The sequence below is a fragment of the Clostridium sp. SGI.024 genome (assembly GCF_050315195.1).
Classification (GTDB): domain Bacteria; phylum Bacillota; class Clostridia; order Clostridiales; family Clostridiaceae; genus Clostridium.
On sequence record NZ_JBNPON010000023.1, the window covers coordinates 21,598 to 45,021 of the forward strand.

The 23,424-nt window shown below is 27.8% G+C and carries 22 protein-coding genes; all 22 read right to left on the reverse strand.

What is annotated here, in order from left to right; genetic code table 11:
- Positions 1-461: 461 nt before the first annotated feature.
- Positions 462-1,322 (reverse strand): ComEC/Rec2 family competence protein, encoded by an 861-nt coding sequence (locus ACQRD5_RS08425; protein WP_427746705.1) that lies wholly within the window; start codon positions 1,320-1,322, stop codon positions 462-464.
- Positions 1,323-1,766: 444 nt separating this feature from the next.
- Positions 1,767-4,067: a CD3337/EF1877 family mobilome membrane protein gene (locus ACQRD5_RS08430; protein WP_427746706.1), complete on the reverse strand. Its 2,301-nt coding sequence runs from the start codon at positions 4,065-4,067 to the stop codon at positions 1,767-1,769.
- Positions 4,068-4,078: 11 nt separating this feature from the next.
- Positions 4,079-4,690 (reverse strand): glycoside hydrolase family 73 protein, encoded by a 612-nt coding sequence (locus tag ACQRD5_RS08435; protein ID WP_427746707.1) that lies wholly within the window; start codon positions 4,688-4,690, stop codon positions 4,079-4,081.
- Positions 4,677-7,223, reverse strand: a complete 2,547-nt coding sequence (locus ACQRD5_RS08440) for an ATP-binding protein (RefSeq protein ID WP_427746708.1) — start codon at positions 7,221-7,223, stop codon at positions 4,677-4,679. Before ACQRD5_RS08440 ends, ACQRD5_RS08435 begins: the two co-directional genes overlap by 14 nt.
- 130 nt (positions 7,224-7,353) lie before the next feature.
- Positions 7,354-7,710 (reverse strand): TcpE family conjugal transfer membrane protein, encoded by a 357-nt coding sequence (locus tag ACQRD5_RS08445; protein ID WP_427746709.1) that lies wholly within the window; start codon positions 7,708-7,710, stop codon positions 7,354-7,356.
- A complete protein-coding gene (locus ACQRD5_RS08450) occupies positions 7,711-8,049 on the reverse strand; it encodes a TcpD family membrane protein (RefSeq protein WP_427746710.1) in 339 nt (112 codons plus the stop codon). It abuts the gene before it with no gap.
- A 22-nt stretch (positions 8,050-8,071) separates the two neighbouring features.
- Complete coding sequence (locus ACQRD5_RS08455) at positions 8,072-9,088, reverse strand: conjugal transfer protein (RefSeq protein WP_427746711.1); 1,017 nt, start codon at positions 9,086-9,088, stop codon at positions 8,072-8,074.
- 24 nt (positions 9,089-9,112) lie between these two features.
- On the reverse strand, positions 9,113-10,816 hold the full coding sequence (locus ACQRD5_RS08460) for a helicase HerA-like domain-containing protein (protein WP_427746712.1): 1,704 nt from the start codon (positions 10,814-10,816) through the stop codon (positions 9,113-9,115).
- Positions 10,817-10,993 carry a hypothetical protein gene (locus tag ACQRD5_RS08465; RefSeq protein ID WP_427746713.1) on the reverse strand — a complete coding sequence of 59 codons (177 nt, stop codon included), beginning with the start codon at positions 10,991-10,993 and terminating at the stop codon, positions 10,817-10,819. It lies immediately after the preceding gene.
- Positions 10,994-11,153: 160 nt separating this feature from the next.
- Positions 11,154-11,954: a site-specific integrase gene (locus ACQRD5_RS08470; RefSeq protein WP_427746714.1), complete on the reverse strand. Its 801-nt coding sequence runs from the start codon at positions 11,952-11,954 to the stop codon at positions 11,154-11,156.
- Positions 11,955-12,404: 450 nt separating this feature from the next.
- A complete protein-coding gene (locus ACQRD5_RS08475) occupies positions 12,405-12,746 on the reverse strand; it encodes a hypothetical protein (protein WP_294355821.1) in 342 nt (113 codons plus the stop codon).
- An 82-nt stretch (positions 12,747-12,828) separates the two neighbouring features.
- Positions 12,829-13,014 carry a hypothetical protein gene (locus tag ACQRD5_RS08480; protein ID WP_427746715.1) on the reverse strand — a complete coding sequence of 62 codons (186 nt, stop codon included), beginning with the start codon at positions 13,012-13,014 and terminating at the stop codon, positions 12,829-12,831.
- Between the two features lie 152 nt (positions 13,015-13,166).
- Complete coding sequence (locus ACQRD5_RS08485) at positions 13,167-13,790, reverse strand: hypothetical protein (protein WP_427746716.1); 624 nt, start codon at positions 13,788-13,790, stop codon at positions 13,167-13,169.
- 20 nt (positions 13,791-13,810) lie between these two features.
- Positions 13,811-14,149: a hypothetical protein gene (locus ACQRD5_RS08490; RefSeq protein ID WP_427746717.1), complete on the reverse strand. Its 339-nt coding sequence runs from the start codon at positions 14,147-14,149 to the stop codon at positions 13,811-13,813.
- A gap of 12 nt (positions 14,150-14,161) precedes the next feature.
- Positions 14,162-14,311 carry a DUF6906 family protein gene (locus tag ACQRD5_RS08495; RefSeq protein WP_294355831.1) on the reverse strand — a complete coding sequence of 50 codons (150 nt, stop codon included), beginning with the start codon at positions 14,309-14,311 and terminating at the stop codon, positions 14,162-14,164.
- A 171-nt stretch (positions 14,312-14,482) separates the two neighbouring features.
- A complete protein-coding gene (locus ACQRD5_RS08500) occupies positions 14,483-15,208 on the reverse strand; it encodes a class B sortase (RefSeq protein ID WP_427746718.1) in 726 nt (241 codons plus the stop codon).
- 8 nt (positions 15,209-15,216) lie between these two features.
- Positions 15,217-15,960, reverse strand: a complete 744-nt coding sequence (locus ACQRD5_RS08505) for a hypothetical protein (protein WP_427746719.1) — start codon at positions 15,958-15,960, stop codon at positions 15,217-15,219.
- Positions 15,957-16,781 (reverse strand): class C sortase, encoded by an 825-nt coding sequence (locus ACQRD5_RS08510; protein ID WP_427746720.1) that lies wholly within the window; start codon positions 16,779-16,781, stop codon positions 15,957-15,959. Before ACQRD5_RS08510 ends, ACQRD5_RS08505 begins: the two co-directional genes overlap by 4 nt.
- A gap of 15 nt (positions 16,782-16,796) precedes the next feature.
- Positions 16,797-18,668: an isopeptide-forming domain-containing fimbrial protein gene (locus tag ACQRD5_RS08515; RefSeq protein WP_427746721.1), complete on the reverse strand. Its 1,872-nt coding sequence runs from the start codon at positions 18,666-18,668 to the stop codon at positions 16,797-16,799.
- 6 nt (positions 18,669-18,674) lie between these two features.
- Complete coding sequence (locus ACQRD5_RS08520; RefSeq protein ID WP_427746722.1) at positions 18,675-21,785, reverse strand: SpaA isopeptide-forming pilin-related protein; 3,111 nt, start codon at positions 21,783-21,785, stop codon at positions 18,675-18,677.
- Between the two features lie 94 nt (positions 21,786-21,879).
- Entirely contained in the window at positions 21,880-22,800 is a 921-nt protein-coding gene (locus ACQRD5_RS08525; protein WP_427746724.1) for a hypothetical protein, read from the reverse strand.
- Positions 22,801-22,812: 12 nt separating this feature from the next.
- Positions 22,813-23,424, reverse strand: a 612-nt coding sequence (locus ACQRD5_RS08530; RefSeq protein WP_427746725.1) for an ECF-type sigma factor, incomplete at its 5' end; no start/stop codon positions are given.

Consider the following 23,424-nt stretch of genomic DNA (forward strand, 5'->3'; position numbering starts at 1 on the left):
ATATAAAATTAAATGTTTTCCAGACATTTAATTTTATCGTTTGAACTTTTTTTTATTAGAAAACTTTATATTTTAATCAAATTATATATTTTATAATAATTTGATTGCCAGTAGCAGCGTTTTAAACGTTGCTACTTTTGTTTTCTAACAAAAATATATTATTTAATTTTCTTGTATTTATTTTACATTATTTTTATTAACTATACAATATTTATTTATATTTTATATTAAACAAAAACTCTTTTGAAACTAATCTGAACTTATGTTCGATTTTATTTTACAATATTTCCTTCTTTTGTGCAATAATAAAAATATATTTTATATGTATTTTTTATATGATAATCATTTTTTTATAAAAAAATTATAATATATATATATATATATTACCATATTTCTATATATATTTCTCATATGAAAGTAGTTAGTTTTCTGGTTGCTGCCTACTTTCTTTCTATAATTAATTATTTATTTATACTTATACTTTTTCCATCACTTATTACTTCTATTGATCCTATTTCATCAGTTCTCAATATTTTTATATTCTTATTTTTTAACCTATCTAATATCTTCTTTTCAGGATGTCCATAAGTATTTTCTTTTCCAACTGATATTACAGCTATTTCAGGATTCACTAGCTCTAAAAATTCTTCCGTTGTTGATGTTGTAGATCCATGATGCCCAACTTTTATCACATCTGATTTTAAGTTATACCCATTATTTATCACTTCTTTTTCTACTTCCTTTTCTGCATCACCTGTAAATAAAAATGAGTTTTCTCCATATGTTATTTTCATAATTGGAGAGTAATTATTTAACTCTTTATACTTATCTTTTCCTGGTGAAAAAACTTCTACATTTGTTCCTTCACCTAAGTCTATTTCCATTCCTGATTTTGCTTTTTTAATTTTCTTTTCTTTTTTAGCTGCAGATTTTAATACTGACTCAAAGGTTTTTGTTGTGTTTTTAACTTCTGGCATTATGATTTCTCCAACTTCAAAATTATCAATTACTTTATCAAGTCCTCCAATATGATCTTCGTGAGGGTGAGTTCCAATAACATAATCAAGCTTTTTTATTCCTTCATCTTTTATCATTTGAACTAATGTATCTTCAGTATCATTAGTTCCAGCATCTATTAACATATTTTTCCCGTTGACTTGAATCAATGCTGAATCACCTTGTCCCACATCAAAATAATCAATCTCTATTACTCCATTTATTTCTGTTGATACTACATTATTATTCTCTTTGCCATCTGTACACCCTATTAACGATACTATAAATAGACTCATTAATACTTTCAAAATTAACCCTTTTCTCATAATTCCTCCTATAATTTTCATATTTACTTTTTTAATAATATATATTTATATATGGGCTTTTCTTTGTAATAAAAATGGATAGGTTTTACTATACCTTTCCTATCCATTTTTATTACATAATGAATTAGAATGTTATTTTTAGGCTATAATTATAAAGTATTTTTACCTTTCCATTTAAATGGATAGGATTTACCATAGTTTCTCCTATCCATTTTATTCAATTTTTTCAATAATATTGATTTTTAATTTGAATTATAGTACAATTAAAATGAACATTTAAATTCTCCTGTTGTACCAAACAAATAGCTTGATTATTCTAGAAGTAGATTAGTTTGGTAAGTACCTTTTTTATTTATTTATTTTCTTTTATGTATATATACTTTACCTGAGAAAAGTAGTTTGATTTTTGTGGGGGCAATCTAACTAATTTTCTTTTTATTAAGCTTATTTTTTATTATTAATATTTTTTCTGAACATCTTTGCTCTATCAATATTACTTATATTAATTTTTACTTTTTCCTGATTTTTAATAATTTTTCTTTCATTGTTTTCTACTTTTCTTATCTTTTCTTCAGTTGATTTTCTTTCCTTCTTTATATTTATATCCTTAGATATTTTCTCATTTCTATTTGTGCTTTTATTTAAGATAATAGTGTTACTTTCATCAGCTTCTACATCTTCATTTCTACTTTCTATTATCACTTCCTCATTATTTTTTCTTATAGGTACATCTTTTATTATTTCTACATCATTATTTCTAGAGTTATCTTTTACTGATGTCTCAATAATATTGTTTTTTCCTCTATTTATGCTATCACTATTGATTTCTTTAGGCTCTACAGTTTCTATTTTTCTATTTAATGATATATCTTTATTTATTGGAATTTCTTTTTTATCAGTTTTTCTAAGGTTATTTTTTCTTATTTCTTCAATATTATTTTTATTTGAATTATTATTTTTTATATTTTTAGCTAAATCATTTATACTTGGTCTTTTAATATTTTCTACTTTCTCTTCAGTCTTTCTTTTTTCATTATGTTCTGCAGGAGCTTGATTTATATTTTGATCCATATGTTCTTCTTTATTTTGTCTTATATTTGGCCTTGTTTTTTGATCTGTAGTATAAGACTTTCCTTCTTGTCTATTTATATCTTGGGTTTGCCTTGATTGTGTTTTGCTTGTATTATCTCTTGTAGCTTTTTGTTTTGCTGCTGATTCTCTAGATTTTCTTTGTTCTTCCGCTTTAGCTTTATTATAATTTCTAATCCTATCTCCTACAGTTTCTCTATCAAAGTGTTCATCGTTAAAAGCTCTAACTTTATCTCCAAAAGTAGTGGCTTTTTTCCTTACTGCATCTTTTAAATCTTCAGCTTTTCCTTTAACTTTATCAGCTGCAGCTCCACCAGCATTTTTTAATCCATCAATACCTTTTTCCGTTGTTCTCATAGTATTACGCCATACTCCTGCACCTGATCTACTAACTTTACTTTGCAAGGACATTAATACTCTAAATATTTGCTTTCTTTGAAGTATAATGCCAATATATATTGCTGTTTGAACTAAAGTTATACCAAACCAACCATAAGTGCCTAAGTTCCCTAAATATGTTGCTATAAGCCCATCTATCTTTATAAGTAATCCTAAAAGGAAGGAAGTTAATACTATTCCTAATTGAGAGCCTAATATTTGATTCCACCAATTAGATATTAAGTTTACTCCTCCAAAGCTAGGTGACATTGATAATAAAAGTAAAAATGGAAAGGCTATTACAAATAATATAGTTAAAATTTGAAAGACAATTTGAACAAGAGCAATAACTATCATAACAAACATTTTGAATATATTTACTATTGATATAAGAAGTGCTGGAAGTATTCTCCCTGATCCTGCATTTTCTTTAAATAGTTCTGGATTTCCTTCGTTTAACTTATCTATATATTCTTGTCTTTCATTAGATTCTTTTTTTAAACTAAAAATTTTATTCACTATATCATCTTTGTTTTCAAGTGAATTATATTTTCCATCAAACTCAAGCTCTAACCAGGGTGTATGAACTAAACTGGCCCATAACTCTCCTGATATTTGGCCTATATTATTTTCCGTTGTTTCTCTATCACTTATTGCAACTATAGAATTTGCTCCTATACTCTTTGATAAGGTAGTCATTCCTGAAACTATATCTGCTGAATACTTAGTTGCCATTCCCATTATTGCAATAGTTAGTATTATATATCCTAATCTACTAAATAATTGTCCAATGTTATTTCTAAAAAAAGATATAGCAATATAAATTAATGCTATAGAAACTATTAAAATAAAATACTCATCAAAAACTGAGTTTTTTAATGATGTCATTATTGTATTTAGCACTTCTTTAAACATATCTGATATATCCATTGAAAAGGCTAAATTAAAAAGCATAATAAGCATATATGTTATTATAGTTAATCCATACCATAGCATATTAGCAAGCCAATTGCCATACTCATTAAAAGTTCCTTTTAATCCTGAGCTTACACTTTTAATATCTAAATAATAATTAGATCTAAAGGGACTTTCTAAGAATTTTCCATTTCCTACTAAATCTGTAAAGTTATTTGGCTCCCCTATAGCTTCAAAGATATCTGCACTTACTTCCCTTTCAAAAACCCTAAATACAACATAAACAAATACACATATTGCTACTAACTTAAATACTTTTTTCTTATTTAGGTTTGTATACTTTTTATATAAAAAATCAATCAAACTATCACCCCTTACGTTTGCGTATTATTCTGCACATTATCATATTGATCTAAGCTATAACTTTCTATCATAGAACAGAGCTTATTAGAATAATTAGGATCTGTTGCATATCCTGCTCTTAATAAAGCTTCTGCTTGTTCTTTATAATTTTTAGCATTAAATACTCCTGCTTGTTCATATCTAATATTTTCTTTTAAAAATTTTCCATGATCTAATATAGAATCTTCCCATCTATCGTACACTCTCCATCTTGCAACTACAGTTATATACTGACCATTTACAAATTCTTGAGTATTCATTTCTATAACAGGCCCTGTCCAGCTTATATCTGCCTTTATTCCAAATAAGTTGTTTCCTTGTACTGTTAGTCCTGATTTTCCCCAGGCCGACTCTATTATTCCTTGTGCTAAAGTTATAGAAGGAAGTACTCCATGCTCTTTATAGCTTTCTTGTGCTACTGGAGCCATAGCTTCTATAAAGGCTTTTTCACTTTCAGAAGGTACTACTGGACCTGCCTTTTTATTAGATGTTACATTAGTTCCAATAATAAGTATTGCTGATAACACAATAATTATTGGTATAAAAAAAGAAGCTATGAACATTGCTATACTAACTTTCTTCATAAACTTCATCTTTATTTTCTATTTCCTCATTCTCATCTTTTTTATCTTCTTTTGGAGTTGTATTAAATGCTTCTGTTATATCTCCGAAAACTGGATCAAACTTGAATTTACCAACTCTTCCATCTAAATCTTTAAATAAACACTCTCCGTTATCTAATTTTAATATCATGTTTATATTTTCTTCTGAAACATCTATCTTTAGATACTCACACATTCTTTTAGCTTCTTCTATTTCATCTGTTCTAAAACAAAACTTATAGGATATTGTGTTTTTTATTTGCTCTGATGGAATATCTAATACTGAATGCCCGTTGAATATACAACCTGTAAAAAGTGATCTTCCCATTCTTGTTAAAAAGTCATAAAGCTTAATTCCTTCAACTGAATTTTTTAATACCCAGGATTCATCAAATAAAACTATTTTAAAATTATTTCTTGGTGTTAATGCAAATTTCTTACCAAACTGAGCCATAATCATAAGTAGTACATTTGATAAATTTTCTTCATCAGTATAATCTTCTTTCTTAGTATTTAATCCTGGTATTTTTAAATTATCAATTTGAAGTATATTTATTCTATTATCAAATTTAATAGTTTCTTCTTTTCCTGTACCAAATATTAATTTTGACATACCAACTTCCTTATTAGCTCTTAATTTTCTTGCTAATCTTCTTGCTGCAGGAGATAGTTCATCTTCTTCTTTGTATTCTTCTAGTATTTCTATAAGTCTTGTCATAGATTTAAGTTCAGATTCTTTAATTTTAACTGAAGCTTCTTTTAAAACTATATATTCATCATCTTTAGGAACTAATTTATTAAGCTCTATTACTATGTTTACAGCTAATTCTATAGCTTCCTCAATACTATCTCTATAGATATTAAAGGGATCTAACATTCCAATATACTTTTCTTCTGCTGTTAATCTGACTATGCTTATAAGGCCGTCTAACCAAGGCAAATGCCTAATCCAATTGTTTCTTTCGCTTTTGGGATCAAAAATCAGTGCATATCCACCAAATATAACATGAAGAAGAACTATAAGATTAGCAGCAAAACTTTTTCCTGTTCCCAGATTCCCATAAAGAGTAGCTGATGCACTTTTATTTTCTAAGCAAGCTCTAGCCATATTTAAAAATACTTTTCTTGATACTATAGCAGTTTCACCCAAATAAAAGCCTTCTTCATCTCCTAGTTCCCTTCTAACCCCTATTCCAGTTCCTGCTATAGTTTTATAAGACATTATTCTAACGAAATCTTCAGTATATCTACTTGCTCCTGGTATAAATTCCATATATAACTTTAATTGATCTGCAACAGATCTTTGAATGCCAAAGTTTGAATCTTTATAAAAGGTCATAACATCACTTACATTATTCTCAAGAGTATCTTTGTTATCTGCAGAAATACAAAAAGATATGGTTGTCTTTGCTAATTTTTTTCTTGAATTAACTTCTATTTCCATATCTCTAACTTCATCTAAGGCTATATAGGTATCATCGCTGGCATTTAAATTAACTTCATTTGCATTATTAATTTCCGATTCAACCTTCTTTTTAGATCTATTAACAAAGTGTTTACTTTCCAAATTACTTAAGCTTTTTATAGTTATACAAGTTTCAATGGGAAAATTAAACTCTTGAGTAGTAAATATATACTCACTTCCTGGAAATCTTAAATCAGGCATCTCTGTTAGTGTTAAAAATGACTGATAACTATCTCCATCCTCCGTTGATATTTTTAAAGCTCTATCAATATTTGATATTTTACCTTCAAATAAACACTTAATATCTAAAGTTAATGGATCTATTTCAATATCATTTGTTTCTTCTCTTAAATTATAATTTGCCAAAGGAATAAAGCCTGTTTTAACAGCTTCTTTTTCAAGGCCTCTCTTATTAATTCTTCTATAAAGCCATTCCAAATCTTTATTTTTTAGAGCCTTTAAATTAACTCTTAATTCATTTTGCCTTATAAAAGCCCCAGAACGTTTTTTAAAAGCCTCTATTTTACTTTGCAGTATATTGTTATCCCTAACCCCTAAAAAATAATCTAGAGCCTTTTTAGGGCTATCTAATAGGTATTCAAAACATTGTCTTAATTTCTTTAACATATCATTCTCAGCTAAATCTTCAAATTTAACTAAAATTATAGTTCTATAGTCTATAGATTTTTCACTATATTCAATTTCATTTCCATTTTCATCTTTTGCTTTTTTGGTAATTTCTTTTTCCTTTAAATAATCGATTACGCCTTCACTATAGACTTCTGCTAGTTCAGCTAAGGGATCTTCTTTATTCATAACCTTATAATTTTTTCTTATAATCTTATCTACTTCTTGCTTTGTGGGTATTATAAGTATTTTAGCTTCAGTAGTTATATCTACTAAAAAGTTAGTTAAATTATCTAATACTCTTATTTTACTGTCTCTACTTTTATTTTCATAATCTACCCCTTTAATTTCAAAAGCTCCATAGCAACCATCTTCGGTAAATATTATATTATCATCATAATATTTAATTGGAAATTTAAACATCTCATCACTCCTTTTAATAAATTTGACTAATTTTCAAAATTTTTTTAAAATTTAATAGGAAAAACTTTTCATATTACCACTTAAAATGAAAAGGAGATGTGCTTTGATTTAAGCACATCTATTCCCCTTTTTAATGGAAAAACTTAATTTTACCTATCTTTTCAATTGGTTTAAACCTTTCATATTGAATTTTTTCTGTAAATCTGAAAGGAATATAAGATTTATAATATTTTATTAAACTCTTGCCATCCTTTTTATTTTCTTTAATTCTTCTTGTTATTAGGTATGGAATAATTCCAAACTTAATCATTCCTGGTATTGGTATTTTGGCAAATTGATCTATTAATAAAATACTTACTGATAAAGAAAAAAAACATATTGCTACTGATGGATTAATAGGGGCAGGAAGCTTTATACTTCCTATGCTGTACCAATTTTGCTCTACAGTGTGAACTTTATTATAGCTTCTTAAAATTATCTCTTCCAATTACCTCACCCCAAATATTTCAATAACCCAGTTACCGAAGTTTTCTAGCATAGTTGGATTTTTTACAAAAACTAATAATACTCCACCTATTACAATTGAAGCAATCATTTTAACTGTGTTATTTTTGTTATATGCTCTAGCTGCAGCTATAAGTGCAACTCCAATTACAACCCAAAATATCTGATCTAGAAACCACCTTGAAGCATTTTCAGCAACATTAGGTGCTGCAAATACTGGCGTTGCAATTCCAATAGATAAATAAAGTGTTATAAGTGCTGCTTTTATTTGCTGCTTTCTATTTGTAACCTTGTTTTTAATATTGTTTAATAAATTTCTCATTGTATTAATCCCTCCAAATCTTTTACTTTATGTTTAAAGTTCTAGTGTCCATACTTTCAATTAAATATTTATCACCTTCAAAAACTAAATCTAAATTAACTTTTTGCTTTAAATTTTTTCCTGAAGAAGTTATTTTATTTTCAACAATGGCTTTATACTTATTTGAGCCTAAGACAATAACCTTTATTGATTCTATTCCGTTGAAGCTATTATCAGATCTAACAGCTTTTATGCTTCCTGGTGTTTTCAAGAAATAATCTACTTGTGTTTGATCTTCTTGATAATAAGATTTTAAAAATTGATTTAAACTATCTTTTATTGCATTAGTTGTATCATTATTAGCTACTTCTTTTCCTAAATAACTATCTTTAAGTTTGTAATTTACTTTTTCAGGAGCTGCTACTAGTAAAGGTGCATCTTCAACAATCATATTCCCATTTTCATCAAAGTAAATTGGCACTTTTACATATACATCTCTCTGATTAATATCATATTGTCTTTTGGTTACATCCTGGATTTTATCTTGTTCTGGTTTTTCAGTTCTAAACTGAACTTTCGCATAAACAAATACATCTACTTGAGTTTCTGAATATCTTTCAACTGAGTAGGCCTTAACATAATCTGTTGTCATATAACCACTTCTATCTAAAGAGTTAATTATTTCTTTATCCATATATTTGCTTAATCTATTAGTGTAGTCTTCAGAATCTCCAAAAAATAAATTAAAGTATTCTTCTGTAAAATTTTCTGCAAAAGAAAAAGCCCTACTCTCTAATAAATTTTCCTTTGAGAGCTTGGCTTCAAAATTCTTTTGACTATCTAAGATAGAATTAATTGGATCAGGCCTTAAAACACTTATAGCACCTCTAATTATTAGAAATACTATTAATGCCCATAATGTAAATCTTGCGACCCTAATTCCTGTAGCACTTTTAAGTTTAACAGGCTTATCTAAGAATTTCTTCTTACTTTTATCCTTATTTTTTTCTTTTGTTTCTTTATCAATTTTTTCATTAGTGCCTTTTTTCTTAAAAAACATTTCATCACACTCCTTTTCTTAATATTAATCTATATAATAATCATCCATTTCATTTGAAATAGTTGATTTCTTAACTTCTGCTTTATTTTCCATGTCTCTTTTTTCAGATGTCCAGTTAATAATTCCACTTTCAAATTCATCCAGATTATCTTCGGCTAAAATATCATCTTCAATAATTTCATTCTCTTTTGTATTTCTTTTAAATTTAAATATCTTTATTTTATCTTTTAATTTTTCTATCAAAGTATTTAAATTAAAATTCTTTTGTTTTTTATTAACTTTTCTAGGATAAAGCTCTTCTCCATCATCGCATCCAACATCACCTCCAACAAGTAATCTATCACTTGGTACTTTCACTTTTCTTAAATCTTTATCATCATCAAAGAAATATCCTTGAAACTCTATCATTTCTCCTGCATTTTGATATATCATCCTTCCCTTTACCTTAGGTAATGAAGCTGCTGAAGGATCATCTAAAACAATCTCTGAAGCTTTTCCTGAAGGAACTCTTCCACAAATTCTTCCAGTAACATTACTTCTAATTTGACCATTAACAACATTAGCATCAGGACGTTGTATTCCAAATATCATGTGTATTCCTGTTGCTCTTGCAACTCTACCAAAGGATGATAATATACCAGTAATTTCATCTGCTATTTCTTTTTCTTCCTTAGGTACAGAATTAGGATCTATTACTTCTGCAAGTTCATCAATAACTAAAAGTACTCTATACATCTTCTTAGAGCTTTTTTGGTTATATTGATTTATATTTTTAGCTCCTACTTCTAATAAAGCCTTTTGTCTCAATTCATTTTCTTTAACTAAAGTTTTTAAAACTTCTAAAAGCTTCGGCCTATCAATAATGGTTTCTCCATATCTTTTGTATCCATCAGAATATTCCAGCCCCCCTTTGAAATCTACAAAAAAACATTTATGTCCACGTGCTAAAAACTGCCAAACAATAGATCTTATAGTTACAGATTTACCTGAGCCTGTTGCCCCTGCTACTAAAAAGTGAGGATCCACATCAAAGTCAACTACTATTTCTTCTACTTCATTTCTCCCTATGGAAACTAAGTTATCCTTTTCTTTTATAACATTGTCATTCCAATATAAAGTTACTTTTTTTCTTTCTTCTTCAGTTTTTTCTTCTCCAGTTCCTCCAGGCATAACTAAAACTCCTGGAACAGTTTTTAAAATAACTTCATCCTTTCTCTTACCTTGCTTTATCTCTTTAATTGATATATTTAAATTTGTTTCAATATCTTCTTTTTTCTTTTTCCACTCAGAAAATTTAACTAATCCTCTAAATTTATATATTTCATAACCTACATTATCTTTATATTTATATAAAAGCATAGGTGGTCTTCCATCTTGACCTACAATTCCTGCTGTTTCTAATGAAGCTGACAGCTTCTTATTGCCACCACTTCCTGAAATAATGTTTAAATATAAAATAAATGAAATAACAAAAAAGATTAAATAATCTAAAACAGCATTATTAATATTGGTTGTGTTATTTATTTTTAAGTTACTTATAATGCTGAAATTCTTAAACAAAGGAATTAATGGGATCAGAAAATTAATTAAAGATCCTAATAGAAGTTTTCTATTTCTAAGCTTTTTAGTACCATAAAAAATTCCTTTAGCAATACCAACTATAAAGTCTTTAATAATAATAAATAAACTTTTAATTAACTCTTCTATGTCTTTATCTAATCCATCCATCTACATCCCCCCACTCCAAATTCTAAATATCCAAATTGCAAGTTTTTTTAATTGTCTAATAAATCTTTTTAACTTTCTAATAAGTTTTTTTCCTTTGAAAAATACCCTTGATATTATTGAATAGGCTATACTTAAACCTATTACAGTTACAACAATAACAACTATTTGATCTGTCATTTAATTTCTCCTTTCTAAAAATTTATAAAAAAATAAAATCTAATAAAACTTAAATTCTATAATTTCTCAATATCCAATTAAAAATATTCTTCCTCTCATAAGCATTTATCATCCTTTCCCATTAAATAAATAAAAAAGAACTAAAGTTTAAAATATAAATTTAAACTTTAATTCTTTTGCTATATAAATATTTTTTAGAAGTTTCAAACTTTGAATGTCTTAATGCATCCTTGACTTCTTCTTCAATAATTTTTTCTTTTTCATCTTCATTAACTTCAACTAATTCTTTCATTAGTTCTTTTTTAACTAGCTTTGCATAAGCTCTTCTAAGATCATGACATTTGAATCCTAATTCTTGAGCTTTAGATTGCATCGTTCTTGTAGCATAGAATAGTCTTTCATCATTATCTTTATCTTGTAAAAAACTTTTTAATTTATTAGATAAATATTTATCTTCTAAACATTTAACTTCTCCATACTTACCACCTTTTCCATCTCTAACAGTTACAAATATATCATTATCTTTTATTTCTATATCTTCTTTTATAAGGGCTTCTACTTCAAAAACTCTTAATCCCGAAACAATCATTAATCTATAAGCCAATCTAAGCTTTTCATCTCTAATTCTATTTATTCTTCTTAATCTATCTTTTAACTCATAAGGCTCATAACTTTTATGTCTATTTTCACTTTTATTTTTTATAATTGATTTTAAATCATCTTCAGGAACAATATTTATATTTTTATTATTATCTTGAATTAATCTTATAGAGTTTATTACCTGGCTTAATTCAGTTTTATTTTTTATAGATTTTAAATTATTTAAAATATCATTATTTTTACTATCTCTATTGTTATAAAAAAATCTTTTAAAAGAACTTAAGTAACATCTTTTTGTATTATCTCTAAGTTTCTTTTTATTTAATTCATTTTCTAAAATATTAATATATTCTTTATCCATATCACCAAAAATCCTTTAATATATTTATACAACTAATGATATTTCATAATAAAAAAATTTTCTACTCCTTTAATTCAATCAATTTATTATTTTCTTCACTATTCTTCTGAAAAATAAAATTGTTCTACTCTACTATTTTCCTTAGTAAAAAATGATAACAATAGTTTCACTATTGCTATCATTTCATATGAATAACTTACTCCGTAAGAAATTCATATGATGGCATATATGTACATATCCATACATCCCATATTCGTTGTAATATTCCATTCATTCATAGTCTACTAAAGTATCCTATTCATTCATTACATATTACTTCCTCATATGGTATATATGTATATATACATATATACCACATTATACGTATGGGTACTAAATACATTTAAAGCTATTATTTATAGCATCTATATTGTGGGAACAATAAAAATTATTAAAATTCAAAGTTCCCACCTATGTTCCCACACGTGTTCCCACATTCATTATTATGTTTTTTATAGTTTTATATGGCTCTTTTTCAATAACAATCTTTCTAAATGTTTTATCACCAATTCTAATCTTTTTAGTAAATCTGCTACGGTCATTATCACAAGAGATCCAACCTAAACTACGCCAAATTTTCATTTTTTCTTGTGGTAACATAAAATCTTTTTTTGATAATAACTCAAAAAAAATTTCTCTATCTACATAAATTTTATCATTATGATTTATTATTTTTTCTTTTAGTTTTACCATTAAAACTTCAACTATTAATACATAATCTTTAGTTAAATTATTTAATAATTCAAAATCCATTTTTCAGCCTTCTTTCTATTATGTTTATATAAATTATAAAGCATTTTTGAATAAAAAAATAAGCTAAAAAATGTTTATAATTTTAATTTTGTAGCTTATCATATTCATCTGCTTTTTTAAATTTTTCTTCTAAAATTTCTTGGTTTTCATTAAATACTTCAAGATGTTTTTCTGCCAACCAATCCTTATATTCTATTCCTTTTTCCTTTAAAATAATTTCAATAATTTTCTTTGAAATCCCTTTATTATTTTCTTTTTTACCAGCCATTATAATAGCTCCTTTCTTAAAATATTTTTATACTTATAATTTAATTATTAATTGCTACTAACAATTCATAATCTTTAATTTCTGTATCATATACTGCATATCTTTTGAAACTATTGCATCCACTTTTGTTTACTCCTTTATTTACAAGTAATTTAACACCTACACTTTGATTTTTCAGTTTGTATTTTTATCTTTTTAGTATCATCTAAATAAAACTCTCCAGGATTCAATTCCTTATTTGAACGTTCTAATTTTCCTTCTAATCTAACCCCAAACATCTCTTTATATTTATATATGCTATATTGAAAATCTCTTTCTAAAAAAGACTCTGGATATAAAACAGATAATACATTTACTTTAGTAACTCTTCCAAATTCTAAAATGTTATATAACATTTCCATAATGTCATTGCTTCTTATCATTGTATTTTCTAAACAACCATCATCTATTACTATAACTATTCTCGATAGATCTTCTTTATATCTTCTTTCCTCAATTCTCTCATTAATTTCACTTAAAATATTAATATATTGATTTTTATTTAATGCTCTTCTTTTAATTTCTATATCTTTATATATAAAGCTGGTCTCACATCTACTTAATACATATACTTCTGCTTTTTCATCATTTTTAAGAATTTGCTCCACTAAATTTTCCATTAAATTAGTTTTTCCATGACCATACACTGCTGATAAAGAAATATGTGATACTTCATTCAAATCAACCACTATTTCTTTATCATTGAACTTTCCTAAAACTATTAATTCTTTTTTCATTTTACATCCCATCCTTATCTTTAATCTAATTCTTTTTCTTCTATAAATTGCTTAATAATGTTATATATTAATATACTTGGTGTCCTACAATCTCTTACATAATCAGAGACAAATATTTCATAAAACTTTATATATTCCTCATCTGTTAAATATATAGTAACTCGTCTTGTTCTTGGTTCATTAGCAGTCCCATAAATAATCTTACTTTTATCTAAAACTGGATTATCAATCCAATCTTTGATAATAAAACTTGCTATTTTAGCAAACTTTACACTATATTTATGAAGCCCTTCTCTAACTATATATCTTTCTAACTTGATTCTCATATCTTCATTTATTCTTACTGCTTCCTTATGCATCTTTTCTCTCTCCTAAAGCTTAATTTTCTTTAGCTTATTACTTATCTTATGCTTCATATGAATTTCTTTTGATAAAACTTTTACTATTAACCAATTGTTTGGATTTAGTCTATTTTTTCTAATAATCTCTTTCTGTTTTCTTGTTGGATTTTTCCCTTTCATACCTTAACTCCTCCTTTTAAACTTAAAATAACATTAATAAAATAAATACTAATACTTACTTTATTAATACTATTTAATAAGATTTATTTAATTTTAAATCCTTATAAAATCTAATTAATTTATTATAAAAAGGTGTTCTTTTTGAACACCTTTTTATAACTTAAAATATATCTAAAACATTATTTTTTGTTTTGTAACTATACCATTAACAACTAATCTTTCAATAGTCCCTTCAACTCCATTACAAGTAACTAAGCTAAATACTTTTCCACTAGATAAATCTTTATTTTTAGTATAGTAATTACTATTTACATTTTTATTTTCTAAAACTTCTACAAGATCACTTCCTGGATTATTACTAAAAAAACTATCATATATATCACAAATAAAAATAGAAAATATATCACATTCCATAGTCTTATTTTCTGTGTATATATAGAACTTTTCGTGCTGCTCCATATATTCTTTGTTTAAAAATTTCCTAAGTTCTCCAAACATCTGAAACTCTCTCATATTATGTCCATAAATCTTTATATGATCTTCTGATAAGTCTTTCTTTGCATCACTAAATAAAGATCCTAAAGGATTATAATTTCCTTCTAAATCCTTATATAAATATTCTTCATTTGTATCTCCTATAAGTATTGGATAATCTACAGTTGTCCCTGGAATATAGATCCACGCCACTATATCTTTATTTTCATTTTTTAACTTATGAAAATCTATTTTTCTATTTAATGGATTATTTTCATCTTCAGTTACTACTACTTCTCTAATGGCTTTATTCTTCTCTTTAGTATCTATGGAATATTTAGCTTCATTAAAGGCTAAATAAAGAAATACTATAGTAGCTAGTAAAAAGATTATCCCCACTATAACACTAATTCCCTTTCTCATAAGCCATCCTATTTTTCTTCTATTTTTTTCTTAGTCTTATTTTTAATAAGAAATGATACTGATGCAAGTAAAGCACATCCTGCAGCTAAACCTAAATAAATATTTGTTTTATTATTATAGCTTGTATCAGGAACTCCTGGAATTTTTACTTCAGGAATTGGTGAATGTTTTGGTATTGCATTAACATCATAGATCATATTGTTATCTACCTCACTCCAAGTTGGAATTGAAATTAAAAAAGGTGTTATATTCTCGTAATTTGCTATATCTACAGCATTTACTAAATATACACCAACTTCTAAATTTTCTATTTTCCCTTTACCACTTTCATCTGTAGTTAAAATATTTTCATTAACTTTTGATAATTTAGCTAGTTTATTTGCAGCTGATTCTAGATCATTAGCCTTTGTTATTACATTTAAATCTAAATCTGATGAGCTGTAATCTCCCGTTAATTTATACTCTCCATCTATTACATCTGCTACTTTATTTACAGAGAGCTTCACATTGCTTTTATCTTTTGCTTTTTCTGCATCTTCAAGTTCTATTGAAATACTTCCCTTATATTCTTTATCTACATCCTTAAGTATTTCTTTAATTGGAACTAAAGTATCTTTATCTTCTGTTTCTTTTTCTATTATAATAGAATTGTTTTTTAAATTACTTTTGTTATTAACTTCAGCATTTGCTGCTATTGATAAAGATGATGTTATTAAAACAGTTGCAATTAAACATTTAAGTCCTAACTTCATTTATATTTTCTCCTTTCTTTTATCTTTAAAATAATCACTATCCCTAAAAATACAAAAGGTAATATAGTAAAGGTCATTTCTCTTGTAGACATAGCTTTCTTTTCTATATTTGAATATTCTTCTACCTCATAAGCTACCCTTTCTCCAGTAACTATTAGCCTATGTGTATTAAGTCCATAAGGGGTACAAGTTATTAATGAAACTAAATCTTTTCCCTCCTCAATTTTTAATGATTCTATATCTTCAGGATCTATAATTTTAATATCTCTTACTTTATAAGCTAAGGTTTCATTTTGTATTCTAATAAAGAATAAATCACCTACTACTAATTCATCTAGGCTAGTGAAGAGCTTAGATGTTGGTAGCCCTGTGTGAGCACTTAACAGACTTCTTGTATTAGCACCTCCTATAGGAAGGCTACTTCCTTCTACGTGGCCTGCTCCTTGAGTTAATACTTCTTCACTAGTTCCATGATAAATAGGCAAATTAACGCTTATTTTAGGTATTTCTATGCTACCCATTATTCCATCACCTATATTAAGAATATTTTTATATTCTTGTAATATAGATAAATTTGTTTTATTACCTAAAATATTGTTATAATTATATAAGGTATTGTTATATTCTTCAGCTTTAACTAGATCTTCCGTTAAAGCTGAATACTCTATTTTATTAATAGAATCTTTATAGGTGGCTATTGCACTTCTTTGATAATAGCCACCTATAAAACTGCTTACTATAGGATATAAGCATATTAAAAATCCTATTATAAATAACAGATTTATAACATATACCTTTTTTAATACTTTTCTATCCTTCATATAAATACCTAAATATTAGGCCTTAGATTCTTTAGATTTTTTTCTACTATGGCATATTGCAAATATCATTAAACCACTTCCTACTGCTACTAAAGCTATTGTAGCTACAGATCCTGTTACAGGAAGCTTACTTCCAACTTTATTTACAACAGTTAAATTAATAGATCCTTCTTCAATATCTGTATCTAAGTCTAAATTTTGAGTTCCAAGTACGCCTGCCCAAAACTCTTTAACTACTGCTGTAGATTCTAAAGTTTTTAAAGTTTTATCTGTGGCTCCATCACCTTTAATATAGTCATTTCTAGCCTCTGTAAAAGTAGGAACTACAGTAATTTCTATTGGATCTAATAATCTTCTATATCCTGGAGGGGCATCAGTTTCACTTAAATAATAAGTACCACCATCTAAACCAATTATATTGAATATACCATTAGCATCAGACACCATTTCTACTGCATCTTGAGGAGCTGTTCCACCTGTATGATCAGTACCACCTATTAAATCTCTATTAATTACAATATATCCATTTGGGCCTTGTTTTACATATACTTCATTAGTGCAATCAGCATCTGAATAAAGTCTGAATTTAGCTCCTTCTAATTTAGCATCATAATTATTAATTTTTAACCCATTTATTTTATAAGTAAAACATACAACAGTATCCCAAGGAGTCTCACCTTTCTTACCTGCACCATTTCCATCAGCATCGTTTGAGAAAACAAGCTTTACTTGATTTTCAAAACCTGGTCTACCAGTTTTTAAAGCTGCCTTATCATTTAAAGTTGCATCATATCTTAAAACTACTTTTTGTCCATATACATTTTCATTTAAAGCATTTTTGTTATTAAACTCCCTGTCTACTATTGCTTTAATATCTTGTATTTCCACATTGAAAGTATCTCCATTACCTGGATTTTCAGTAGTTACAAATTCATTAGGTTGAAGTGTATATGTTTTTTCTTGTCCATTAATTTCACCAATGATATCTATATTTACAGTATCCTTCTTGAAAGTTAGAGCTTCATTCATTACATCTCTCCAAGCATAGTAATAAGTATCATAACCATTCATATTACTAATGTTAGATTCAAACTTATATGGTATTGTCTGTCCGATTTCATAATCTCCTATGTCATTCCAGCCTTCATTCCCTATTTGGTCTTTATTATCGTCTTCTAAAATCTTCTTGATTATTGAAGGATAATCTGATTTTATATTAGCTTCTGCTGTAGGGTTAGCTGTATTTACAATGCAAAGAGATGCTGCTGAATGACTTCCAGTAACATCAGTAGCTTCGTCAATAATGTAATAGCCCCATTCTAATCCTTCTAGAGAAATACTATTGTCTGCCTTTGTATCAACTACTTCAACAATATCAGGATTTATATTTAATTCTTCTATCTTGTTTCTTAACTCTTCAATAAAATATCTATAATCACTATATGATCCTTCTAGTTTCTGAGTTGCTTGAGCTCCTTCAACTTTGTTATTATTTAAAGTTTGAATATAATCAATTATTTCATACTCTTTTACTTGATCTGCTGCTTTACCTATTTTAGGTCCAACTACAGCTTTTAAAGCATCTGCATATTCAGGATTCATTGTATAATTTATAGATTCATTATTCTTTGAATTCTCTGCAGCAAAGAGCTTGTATACATTAAACCTTTTGCCAGCTAGAGTCTGTCCCTGATTTCCGTTGATTGTAATGGATGCTGTTCCAGCACCAAAATTAACAACACCACCTTGAGTTATACTAGCTGTAATTGCTCTTATTGTTGCTCCTGGATTCGTATCTGCATGAACTATATATGGAGCTACTTGAGAAGAAATAACTCCAACTGCTAAAGCATAAGCACAAAGTACTTTAACTATTTTTCTTTTCATCTATATTTAATCTCCTTTTTTAATTAATTTTCTATCTAAATACACATAAGAAAGCATTAAAAAAGATCCTATTAATAATAATGGGATCATTGCACCTGAGCCAGTTTCAGGTAGTTTTATTCCTACTTCATTTACTACTGTCATACCAGCTACTCTATTGTCTTTATCTCCGTCGATAATAACGCTACCATCTTGAGAAGTAGCAGTATGCTCTACACCATTTATAAATAAACTAAATTTATCTTGTATTGGAGTAGATGTTGCATATATTTCAGTTATTATTTCGCTTCCATCTTGATTTAAAGGTGTTGGATATCCTTCTGGAGCCTTAGTTTCTTTGTAATAATATTTAGTACCTGGAACTAAATCTGTAAATGTTGCACTACCTTGAGCATCTGTTGTAACTGTTTGTATTGCATTAGTTGCCCCTGCATCAGAATATAAAGTAAACTCAGCCCCTTCTAATAAAGCACCATGATTATTTACCTTAGTTATCTTAAAACTATAATTCTTAGGTAAATTTCCTACTGCTAAATATCCATCACGATTTCTATCTTCATAGTACATATTTACTGCAGAATTTGTTCTAGATACAACAACATTGTCGTTGGTAACCTCGAATACAAATTCACTATCATTAAGGATATAGCCTGAAATAGTATCAATTTCAACTAATTTATGAATACCTCTCTTCAATGCCTTTAAGACTATTTCACAGTTAGCATCAGTAACTAATTCATTTTCTGTACCATCTGGATTTGTATGCTTAAACTTTACTCCTGGTAAAGGAATACCTGTATTTAACTGATCTTTCTTTAAACGAAGTTCAACATCATCATTTTCAATTACTAAACCTACTACCCTATCATGTTTATCTCCTTCTACTAAAACATTTCCATTGGAAGTAGTATGTTTACCACCATCAACAGAGTATTCAAAGAAGTCTTGAATTGGAGTAGAATCTATATAGATTTCTCTAGGCTCTGATAATATTTCTCTATATCCATCTGGAGTTTTAGTTTCCTTTAAATAATATCTAGTACCTGGAACTAAGTTTTCAAATATTGCTTCACCTTGCTCATTAGTAACTTTAGTTGCTACTGGGTTTTGTAAAGCTCTATCGTAATATAAAGTAAACTCAGCTCCTGGTAAATTAGCTCTAGTTTCATTGTCAACTTTTATTACCTTGAATTTATAGTCCCTAACCATGTTAGATACTGTTAAATGACCATTACCATTATTCTCAGAATAAACCATATCTTTACCATTGATATCAGTCTTAACTTCTATCCTATTATCTTGAGTAACTTCAAAGATAAACTCATTAGAATTTAATATATAACCTTGTGGTGCTTCTATCTCTTCAACCTTATGAAGTCCTCTAGTTACTCCATAAATATTTATATAGCCATCAGCACCTGTTACCAACTCTTCTGTACTACCATCTGGTTTTGTATGCCTAAATTTAGTTCCTGGTAAAGGAATATCTGAGTATTTCTGTACTTTCTTTATTTGAAAATCTAGGCTATCTTCTTGAATTGTTGGTACTTGGTAAACCGTTGTTCCTGTAGCACCTGTTCCTGGTTTAATATTTCTAACTATAACTTCTGGATTTATTTTATACCCATCTGGTGCTTTAGTTTCTAGCATTGTTAGAGTACCCATAGGTAATGTTGGTGTCCCATTGACATTTTTATAAAACTCATCCCCTGATACCTTATAGTTATCAGCTAACCTAAGATAACCATCAGTATCTGTACTTAAAACCCAAGTTCTAGTCGCTTGAACACCCTGACTAGCTGGATCAATCCCATCTGCATATTGCCCTGCATAAAACTTAAAAGTAAACTCAGCACCTGCTAAATTAGGATTCGCCTGACCAGTTCTAGAATCTACTTTCTGAATAAGTAAAGCAACTGGGTCATCTATAGGGTTATCATAAACATCTACATTCTTTGTCTTATTTACTTCTACATCAACCTCGTAAACTTGAGTATTTATATGAAACCCTTTAGGGGCTTTTATTTCTTTGATATAGTATCTTCTAGCATCTAATTCAACTTCTTGAGAATTTCCATCATCTCCAGTTACTAAAGTTGCTACTAAACTAGTACACCCTGCATCAGAATATACCCCATATTCTGCGTTTCTTGTTTCATAGTAATTGTTATTTTTAGATACATCTAAGTTAGCTGTTCCTTTGAAGATTTTTAATTTACCCTTCTTAGGAATCTGATGTATCTCAGAAAAAGCTAAATCTTGATACCAAGATCCATTTAGAGTTGCTACATAAGCTTTAAACTCAGCTGGAGGTTCAGCTAAATTTCTAACCTGATTTAATAACCTTTTTCCTAGATTATAACCATCTCCATGTCTATATTCAGACATTGCCATAGATGTAGCTGCCCTTAAACCATTAGCATCCCAACCTGATACTTGTCCTGGCCCTTGAAAACCGTAGTATAGTATTTTTCTTATAATAGAATCTGTTTCCTCTCTAACTCCAGTTATCACTACCCCTGATCCTGGTGGAGTTTTTGAATGGTCCATACAGAAAGCCATTTTCCCATTAATATTAAACTTTTCTGTTCTCCCCATAAATACTCCATTTTCGTAGTACACTATATTATCCTGTTCATTTGTAACAGTCATACCCGCCGAAACAGAGTTAGCAGAGAAATAATTTAAACTTCTAGCTCTTCTAACATGTGCTTCATTATTAGATGAATTAGTATTTTCACCTATAGATTCTTTAATTTTATCTGCTATAAATATATTTGCAGAATTCTCAGTACCTTCTAGTGCAGAGTCTTTTTTAGAAATTTTAACTAAAGCTATTTTATCTCCAATACTTGCATCATCTATAAGGCTATCTAGTTCATTATCTAAGTAAAAATAGTCTTCATCTACCTTATCTTTAAGATTGTACTTATCGGTAAGCTCCTTTCTAAAGTTTAAAGCTTCTTCAGAATCATAAATACCATTAAGATATTCATTAACAATTCTATCTACTTTATCATTTGTAACAGTATCTGCTCTAGCTAAATCACCTGGAAAAATTGATAATGATAAAATAATTGCTAGAAATAGTCCTAAGAACGTTCTAGCTTTTTTCATAAGAATACCTCCTTTTTAATTATTATATCTTGCTAAAAATAGCAAAATAAAAGAGACATCTTATAATAGATATCTCTTTTACTTTACTATTTAATTATTCATTAGCTCCACATTCTTTACACTTTCTACCTACCACTTTAGTTTCAGTCCAAGCTGGTTTATCAACTATCCATCTTTTCTCAATTACGGCTGGTATAACTTCTTTTTTTGTACCTGTTTGAACTTCAATATACTTTGTTGTAAACCCACTACATTTCATATTACCTGCTAACATTTGAGATTTAAAATGATTATCAATATTTCCTGTTATATCTTCCCCACAACCATTGCAAATTTCACGTGCTTTTCTTTCATATACTGGCACTTCCTTAACTTGTTCAGGGGTAATAACTACTTCTTGCCAGTGACCTTCTTCAGCATGTACAATCTCCTCAGTTACATCTACCCAAGTATGAGTATGCTTCTTAACTGTCTCAGATGGTTTTTCAGAAGGTTTACTTGCTTCTGAACTTCCTGATGAAGAACTGCTAGAGCTACTTGATCCTCCTGAAGAAGTAGTCTTAGATGAAGAACTTGAATTTGTTGAAGCTTCTTCTTTCTTATCATCAGTAGAAGTTGTTGTTTCTTCTTTTTTAACTTCTTCATTTTTTTCAGAGTTTAACTTACTAGCTACTTCTTTCTTAATATTTGCTACTTCTTTCTCAGCTTCTGAATATTTATCATTTTCTATCATATTTTCTATATTCTTTATATTTTCTTCTATAGCTTTCTTTTCTTCTTCCGATAGTTTGGACAAGTCTACTTTTTTTAAATCTTCTATTTCTTTTTTAGCTTCTTCTTTGCTTTTATTATTTTCTACTTTTACAATTTTATCTACCTTAGTGCTTTCTTTTGTATTCTTATTATTTATCATGAAAATAGTAGATCCAACTACTACTATTCCACATATGGCCAGAGCTGATATAGCTTGTACCTTTCTACTTTTTAACAACTCTTTAATTTTATCAAAATTCATAAGAAACACCCCTTATTTATATATTCTTGGTAGATCCCAAGTTGCAATTTCTTTACAATCATTTGTCAAGACTAAGTCTTTTCCCCTTATTCTATATGCACTTTTTACTGAAGAAAAAAGAGCTTCATCACCTATGTAGCCATTAACTTCTAATCTTGTTAATTTTAATATGTCTCTATTATACTTTTCTTTTTCTCTCTCTAACAATAATTTTTCTCTATTCTTTTTATGTATTTTCTCATAAATTTCTTTAAATTTACTAAATCCAATTTTTCTCTTTAGGTTTCTTATTATGTTATAAACTTCATCTCTAAAGTATCCATACTTATCTTCAATTTCTCTTGCTGTATATCCATCTAAATAAGACTTTATTATTTCGTTTTTATTATAAACTCTTTTATATCTAACTTTCTTTTTATTATCGTTTAGAACTTCTATACTAACTCCTAATAACTTAAATCTATTTAATTCTTCTTCCTGTTTTTCATCTCTTATTTCTTTAAGTTTTCTTCTTATAGTTCTTTCGCTACAATTGCAAATATGAGAAATTTCCGTAATCTCATATCCTGCTATATACAGATCATAGACTTGTTCTTTTCGCACCATAACTGAAAACCTCCTAAA

Coding starts and splice junctions, on each gene's coding strand:
- ACQRD5_RS08425 (WP_427746705.1), bottom strand. CDS start 1,322: ATGAGAAAAGGGTTAATTTTGAAAGTATTAATGAGTCTATTTATAGTA.
- ACQRD5_RS08435 (WP_427746707.1), bottom strand. CDS start 4,690: ATGAAGAAAGTTAGTATAGCAATGTTCATAGCTTCTTTTTTTATACCA.
- ACQRD5_RS08440 (WP_427746708.1), bottom strand. CDS start 7,223: ATGTTTAAATTTCCAATTAAATATTATGATGATAATATAATATTTACC.
- ACQRD5_RS08450 (WP_427746710.1), bottom strand. CDS start 8,049: ATGAGAAATTTATTAAACAATATTAAAAACAAGGTTACAAATAGAAAG.
- ACQRD5_RS08455 (WP_427746711.1), bottom strand. CDS start 9,088: ATGTTTTTTAAGAAAAAAGGCACTAATGAAAAAATTGATAAAGAAACA.
- ACQRD5_RS08460 (WP_427746712.1), bottom strand. CDS start 10,816: ATGGATGGATTAGATAAAGACATAGAAGAGTTAATTAAAAGTTTATTT.
- ACQRD5_RS08465 (WP_427746713.1), bottom strand. CDS start 10,993: ATGACAGATCAAATAGTTGTTATTGTTGTAACTGTAATAGGTTTAAGT.
- ACQRD5_RS08470 (WP_427746714.1), bottom strand. CDS start 11,954: ATGGATAAAGAATATATTAATATTTTAGAAAATGAATTAAATAAAAAG.
- ACQRD5_RS08475 (WP_294355821.1), bottom strand. CDS start 12,746: ATGGATTTTGAATTATTAAATAATTTAACTAAAGATTATGTATTAATA.
- ACQRD5_RS08480 (WP_427746715.1), bottom strand. CDS start 13,014: ATGGCTGGTAAAAAAGAAAATAATAAAGGGATTTCAAAGAAAATTATT.
- ACQRD5_RS08485 (WP_427746716.1), bottom strand. CDS start 13,790: ATGAAAAAAGAATTAATAGTTTTAGGAAAGTTCAATGATAAAGAAATA.
- ACQRD5_RS08490 (WP_427746717.1), bottom strand. CDS start 14,149: ATGCATAAGGAAGCAGTAAGAATAAATGAAGATATGAGAATCAAGTTA.
- ACQRD5_RS08495 (WP_294355831.1), bottom strand. CDS start 14,311: ATGAAAGGGAAAAATCCAACAAGAAAACAGAAAGAGATTATTAGAAAA.
- ACQRD5_RS08500 (WP_427746718.1), bottom strand. CDS start 15,208: ATGAGAAAGGGAATTAGTGTTATAGTGGGGATAATCTTTTTACTAGCT.
- ACQRD5_RS08505 (WP_427746719.1), bottom strand. CDS start 15,960: ATGAAGTTAGGACTTAAATGTTTAATTGCAACTGTTTTAATAACATCA.
- ACQRD5_RS08510 (WP_427746720.1), bottom strand. CDS start 16,781: ATGAAGGATAGAAAAGTATTAAAAAAGGTATATGTTATAAATCTGTTA.
- ACQRD5_RS08515 (WP_427746721.1), bottom strand. CDS start 18,668: ATGAAAAGAAAAATAGTTAAAGTACTTTGTGCTTATGCTTTAGCAGTT.
- ACQRD5_RS08520 (WP_427746722.1), bottom strand. CDS start 21,785: ATGAAAAAAGCTAGAACGTTCTTAGGACTATTTCTAGCAATTATTTTA.
- ACQRD5_RS08525 (WP_427746724.1), bottom strand. CDS start 22,800: ATGAATTTTGATAAAATTAAAGAGTTGTTAAAAAGTAGAAAGGTACAA.